This is a genomic window from Haloarcula sediminis (assembly GCF_035656455.1).
GTDB lineage: Archaea > Halobacteriota > Halobacteria > Halobacteriales > Haloarculaceae > Haloarcula > Haloarcula sediminis.
In genome coordinates, this window is the sequence record NZ_JAYMGA010000002.1 from 196925 (window position 1) to 202924 (window position 6000).

Consider the following 6000-nt stretch of genomic DNA (forward strand, 5'->3'; position numbering starts at 1 on the left):
CCTACGCGAACGCCGCGCGTGCGCCCTCACGCCCGCGCTGTCGTCCGATTTCCCGAAAGTCTTTAGAACGCCTCCGAGCGTAGCGACCCCTAATGAGTACGACAGGTGGTGTCCGATGGAGCTGATAATCACGGAGAAGGACAACGCCGCCCGCCGCATCGCCGAAATCCTTTCGGAGGGAAGCGCCGAGGCCGAGCGGCGAAACGGGGTCAACGTCTACCGGTGGGGAACCAAGCGCGTCGTCGGCCTGTCGGGTCACGTCGTCGGCGTCGACTTCCCGCCCGAGTACAACGACTGGCGCGACGTCGAGCCGGTCGAGCTCATCGACGCCGAGGTCACGAAGGAGGCGACCCAGGAGAACATCGTCACGACGCTCAAACAGCTCGCTCGCAAGGCCGAAAGCGCCGTCATCGCCACTGACTACGACCGCGAGGGGGAACTCATCGGGAAGGAGGCCTACGAGCTCATCCGCGAGGAGACGGACGTGCCCGTCTCACGCGTGCGCTTTTCGTCCATCACCGAGCGCGAGGTCCGGGAGGCCTTCGCCGAGCCCGACGAGATAGATTTCGACCTCGCGGCCGCGGGCGAGGCCCGACAGATTATCGACCTCGTCTGGGGCGCGGCGCTGACTCGCTTTCTCTCTCTCTCCGCGCGCCAGCTTGGCGATGACTTCATCTCCGTCGGTCGGGTCCAGTCGCCGACGCTGAAGCTTATCGTCGACCGCGAGCGGGAGATTCAGGCCTTCGACCCGGAAGATTACTGGGAGATATTCGCCGACCTCACGAAAGCCGAGTCGACCTTCGAGGCCCAGTACTTCTACGACGACGACGGGAGCGAGGCCGAACGCGTCTGGGACGAAGACGACGCCGACGCCGCCTTCGCCGACCTCTCGGGGGCCGAGGCGGCGACCGTCACCGGCGTCCGCCGGCGCACCCGCACGGACAGCCCGCCGACGCCGTTCAACACGACGGCCTTTATCTCGGCGGCGGGTTCCCTTGGGTACTCCGCCCAGCGGGCGATGTCCATCGCCGAGGAGCTGTACACCGCGGGCTATATGACCTACCCGCGCACGGACAACACCGTCTACCCCGAGGACTTAGAGGAAGACGAACTGCTGGACGCCTTCGTCAGCTCGCCCGACTTCGGCGAGGACGCCGAGTCACTGCTCGAACAGGACGAGATCGTCGCCACCGAGGGCGACGAGGAGACCACCGACCACCCGCCCATCCACCCGACCGGCGAGCTCCCCTCGAAGTCCGAGCTCTCCGAGGACGAGTGGGAGGTGTACGAACTCGTCGTCCGGCGCTTTTTCGCGACGGTCGCCGAGCCCGCCACCTGGGAACGCCTGCGCGTGGTCGCCGAGGCCGCCGGCCGCTCGCTGAAGGCAAACGGTAAGCGCCTGGTCGAACCGGGCTATCACGCCGTCTATCCGTACTCCAGCGCCAGCGAGAACCACGTCCCCGACGTCGAGGAGGGCGAGCAGTTGGCGATGACCGACGTACGCCTGGAAGACAAACAGACCCAACCGCCCCGACGCTACGGCCAGTCGCGGCTCATCGAGACCATGGAGAAAAAGGGGCTCGGGACCAAGAGCACGCGGCACAACTCCATCGAGAAGCTGTACGACCGCGGGTACATCGAGGGGGACCCGCCGCGACCGACGACACTCGCCATGGCCGTCGTCGAGGCCGCCGAGGAGTTCGCCGACCGCGTCGTCAGCGACGACATGACCGCCCAGTTGGAGGAAGACATGACCCGCATCGCCAACGGCGAGGCGACGCTTGAGGACGTGACCGACGAGTCCCGCGAGATGCTCCAGCGGGTGTTCGAGGAGCTGGCCGACTCCCGCGAGGAGATCGGCGAACACCTCCAGGAGTCCCTGAAGGCCGACAAGACGCTCGGCCCGTGTCCCCAGTGTGGCGAGGCGATGCTCGTCCGGCGCTCCCGACAGGGCTCCTACTTCGTCGGCTGTGACGGCTTCCCCGACTGCCGGAATACGCTCCCCCTCCCCTCCACCGGCGAGCCGCTGGTGCTGGACGAGGAGTGCGAAGAACACGAGATGCACCACGTGAAGATGCTGGCCGGCCGGGACACGTTCGTCCACGGCTGTCCCCGCTGTGAGGCCGAGAAGGCCGACGAGAGCGAGGACGAAGTCATCGGTCCGTGTCCGGACTGCGGTGTGGAACACGACGGGGAACTGGCTATCAAGCACCTCCGGTCGGGCTCCCGGCTGGTCGGCTGTACGCGCTACCCCGACTGCGAGTACTCGCTGCCCCTGCCCCGCAACGGCGACATCGAGGTGACCGACGAGTTCTGCGACGAGCACGACCTCCCCGAACTCGTCGTCGACCCCGACAGCGACGACCCGTGGGAGCTTGGCTGTCCCATCTGTAACTTCGAGGAGTACCGCGCCAGAAACGCCATCGAGGAACTGGAGGACCTGAGCGGCATCGGCGGCGCGACCGCCGAGAAGCTGGAAGCCGCCGGCGTGGACTCTCTGGAGGCGCTCCGGGAGGCCGATGCCGACGTCGTCGCCACCGAGGTCCAGGGCGTCAGCGCGAGCCAGGTCCGCGACTGGCAGACCGAGCTGGAAGCCTGAGACCGCCGGCCGTTACCCGTGAGGCCGGCAGTGAGTCCCTACCGCTCTAGCTTCACTGTCTCGCTCGCGGCCGCGATCAGCCGCTCGATGCTGTCACGCAGGCCCACGTACTCCCGCTCGAAGTTCGTCTCCTGTTGCAGCGCCTGTCGCTTGGCGCGTTCCTGCGTGTACCAGTCGCTCATCGTGCCCTCTTCGACCCGCTTCTCGTAGTCCGCCGGGAGGTCGTAATCGTGTCTCGCCATTGCTGTCTTGGTCTGGAGACCGGTCACCCGCATGGCTCGGCCGGCGCTGCTCGCCGCCCAGTTTAGGTTCCGGCCACTTTTCGATTTTTGTTTAGACGTGTGTCTTCTAAAGTCTTTTTCTACACTATTTTTGTCCCATAGTACCCTGAGAAATTGGACTGCCTCCCAGACGAAAAGAGACGAATCCGGAGCGGCTGCCCGTGGGCTATAGCTGTAAGTGCGACGTCGAACCTGGCCCATCGTCGTCGTCGATACCGCCCTCGTGGGTGAACTCGTAGTCGTCGTCGATGAGGAAGACGGTGCCGTGGCGCTCGGCGATATCGATATCGGACAGCGTCGTCCCGGCGGCCTCGCCGTTGTCGCAGTCGCCCCCGCAGGCGTCGAACAGCGAGCCGTGGCGGGGACAGATAATCTCCCCGTCGCGCATCGGTACCCCGCGGCCGGTGTCGAAGCGCTGGTTCTCGTGCGTGCAGCGGTTGACCCACGCCTCGACGCCGTCCTCGCAGGGCACCACGAGTATCTCCTCCGGGTCGCCGTAGGGGTCCTCGGCGGTGAACAGGTACGAGCCGTCGTCGTGGACCTGCTCGACAGTGGTCAGCTGGTGCATGTGTCCGGCCAGTGCCGGGAACGGCTAAGCGGTGACGGTCGCCCGACTCTGCGGGGCACCGTCGCCCCGGCCCCAGAGGGGCCACAGCCGCCCAGCGGACGGTACGCTTACCGGCCCGGCGTCGGACCCCGGCGGCGCCACAGCGCCGAATCCGCCCATTCGAAGCCGTTATGCCCACAGGCGAACGTCCCATCCGTATGAGCGACTGGGCGGACTGGGACCACATCACCAAAATCGACCCGGACAAGACACTGTACGCCGACGAGACCTACGAGGACGTGGCCGCTACGGGCACCGACGCCATCGAGGTCGGCGGCACGACCGGCATGACCGAGGAGAAGATGAAGCGGGTCGTCGACGCCTGTGGCAAACACGACATCCCCGTCTACATCGAGCCGTCGAACCCCGCGTCGGTCGTCCACAGCGACCGCCACGACGGCTACCTGATTCCGGTGGTGATGAACGCCGGCGACGTCACCTGGATCACCGGCGCCCACAAGGAGTGGATTCGCATCGACGACGACATTGACTGGTCCCGGACCTTCACCGAGGCCTACATCGTGATGAACCCCGATGCCTCCGTCGCCACCTACACGCAGGCAAACTGCGACCTAGACGCCGATGAAGTGGCCGCCTACGCCGAGGCCGCCGAACACCTGCTTGGCCAGGAGATAGTCTACGTCGAGTACTCGGGGATGCTCGGCGACACCGAGAAAGTCGCCGCCGCGGCCGACATCCTCGACGATGCGACGCTGTTCTACGGCGGCGGCATCCACGACTACGACTCCGCCCGACAGATGGCCGAACACGCAGACACCGTCGTCGTCGGTGACCTGGTCCACGACGAGGGGGCCGACGCCGTACGCGAGACCGTCGAGGGCGCACAGGACGCGAAAGCGGCTAAGCCGACCGAGTAAGCGGTCCCCGGTTCAGGGCTCGCTGCGCTCACTGTTCGCGTTCCCGAGGTGGCTCGCTACGCTCGCCACCTCGCACCTGCTCCGCGGCTCACTGCGTTCGCCGCGTCGCTTTCGAGATGCTTCCCTTCGGTCACCATCTCGCACAGAAAGACTGTCCTTAAGTCCGGGGACTCAGAATCCAATCCCATGGACGACCGCACTTACACCGCAGACGCCGAGCCGGGCGACCACGTCACCGCGGCCGGCTGGGTCCACGAGATCCGCGACCTCGGTGGTATCGCTTTCCTCATCCTCCGGGACACGACCGGGAAGATTCAGGTCAAGTTCGAGAAAGACGAGATGGACGAGGACCTCGTCGAAACCGGGCTGGGCGTCCAGCGCGAATCGGTCATCTCGGTCACGGGCGAGGTCGAGGAAGAGCCACGCGCCCCGACCGGCGTCGAGGTCACGCCCGAGAGCGTCGAGGTCATCTCGGAAGCCGACCCGGAACTGCCGCTCGACCCCTCCGGCAAGGTCGACGCCGAACTCCCGACGCGGCTGGACAACCGGACGCTGGACCTCCGGAAAGAGGAGGTCAAGGCCATCTTCGAGATCCGCGCCGAAGTGCTGCGCTCGGTGCGTGAGGCCTTCCGCGAGCTGGGGAGTACGGAGATCAACACGCCGAAAATCGTCGCCACCGGTACCGAGGGCGGCACCGAGCTGTTCCCCATCACGTACTTCGGGCAGGAAGCGTTCATGAACCAGAGCCCGCAGCTGTTCAAGCAGCTGATGGTCGGCTCCGGGCTGGAGCGGGTCTTCGAGATCGGCCCGATCTTCCGCGCCGAGGAACACAACACGCCCCGCCACCTCAACGAGGCGACCAGCATCGACTTCGAGTCAGCCTTCTACGACCACACCGAGGCGATGGACGCCTGCGAGCACGTCGTCAAGTCCGCCTACGAGGGCGTGGCGGAGAACTGCGCCGACGAACTGGAAGCGCTGGGCCTCGACGAGGAGTTCGAGGCGCCCGAGGGCGAGTTCCCGCGGCTCACCTACCAGGAGGCCTTAGACGAGATCAACGCCACCGGCGAACTCGACGAGCCGCTGGTCTGGGGCGACGACCTCTCGACGGAGGCCGAGCACGTCCTCGGACAGGAGGTCGGCGAGCACTACTTCATCACCGACTGGCCCAGCGAGATCAAGCCGTTCTACATCAAAGACCACGACGACGACGAGGAGATATCGACCGGCTTCGACATGATGCACCCGTCGATGGAGCTGGTCTCGGGCGGCCAGCGCGAACACCGCTTCGACCGCCTCGTCGAAGGGTTCGAACAGCAGGGGCTCGACCCCGAGGCGTTCGACTACTACACCAAGATGTTCAAGTACGGCATGCCACCCCACGCCGGCTGGGGGCTCGGTGGCGAGCGCCTGGTCATGACGATGCTCGGGCTCGAGAACATCCGCGAGGCCGTCCTCTTCCCGCGAGACCGTCAGCGCCTGTCTCCGTAGAGTCGCTCTGTCTCGCAGCGGTTCGAGACCGTCAGCGCCTGTCTCCGTAGAGTCGCTCTGTCTCGCAGCGGTTCGAGACCGTCAGCGCCTGTCTCCGTAGAGTCGCTCTGTCTCGCAGCGGTTCGAGACCGTCAGCGCCTGTCG

General features: G+C 66.0%; 5 protein-coding genes. 3 read left to right on the forward strand and 2 right to left on the reverse strand.

Annotated features, from left to right (window positions below; all coding sequences use genetic code 11):
- The first annotated feature begins 115 nt into the window (after positions 1-115).
- A complete protein-coding gene (locus VJ162_RS06615; RefSeq protein WP_324663209.1) occupies positions 116-2599 on the forward strand; it encodes a DNA topoisomerase I in 2484 nt (827 codons plus the stop codon).
- 38 nt (positions 2600-2637) lie between these two features.
- Here VJ162_RS06615 and VJ162_RS06620 read toward each other — a convergent pair whose 3' ends face one another.
- Entirely contained in the window at positions 2638-2841 is a 204-nt protein-coding gene (locus VJ162_RS06620; protein WP_324663210.1) for a hypothetical protein, read from the reverse strand.
- A 205-nt stretch (positions 2842-3046) separates the two neighbouring features.
- Positions 3047-3448 (reverse strand): Rieske (2Fe-2S) protein, encoded by a 402-nt coding sequence (locus VJ162_RS06625; RefSeq protein WP_324663211.1) that lies wholly within the window; start codon positions 3446-3448, stop codon positions 3047-3049.
- Positions 3449-3645: 197 nt separating this feature from the next.
- On the opposite strand from VJ162_RS06625, the gene VJ162_RS06630 reads away from it, so the two are divergent.
- Both VJ162_RS06630 and aspS read left to right on the forward strand, forming a co-directional pair.
- Complete coding sequence (locus VJ162_RS06630) at positions 3646-4365, forward strand: phosphoglycerol geranylgeranyltransferase (RefSeq protein ID WP_324663212.1); 720 nt, start codon at positions 3646-3648, stop codon at positions 4363-4365.
- 186 nt (positions 4366-4551) lie between these two features.
- Positions 4552-5856: an aspartate--tRNA(Asn) ligase gene (gene aspS / locus VJ162_RS06635; protein WP_324663214.1), complete on the forward strand. Its 1305-nt coding sequence runs from the start codon at positions 4552-4554 to the stop codon at positions 5854-5856.
- Positions 5857-6000 lie beyond the last annotated feature (144 nt).

Coding starts and splice junctions, on each gene's coding strand:
- VJ162_RS06620 (WP_324663210.1), bottom strand. CDS start 2,841: ATGGCGAGACACGATTACGACCTCCCGGCGGACTACGAGAAGCGGGTC.
- VJ162_RS06630 (WP_324663212.1), top strand. CDS start 3,646: ATGAGCGACTGGGCGGACTGGGACCACATCACCAAAATCGACCCGGAC.
- VJ162_RS06615 (WP_324663209.1), top strand. CDS start 116: ATGGAGCTGATAATCACGGAGAAGGACAACGCCGCCCGCCGCATCGCC.
- aspS (WP_324663214.1), top strand. CDS start 4,552: ATGGACGACCGCACTTACACCGCAGACGCCGAGCCGGGCGACCACGTC.
- VJ162_RS06625 (WP_324663211.1), bottom strand. CDS start 3,448: ATGCACCAGCTGACCACTGTCGAGCAGGTCCACGACGACGGCTCGTAC.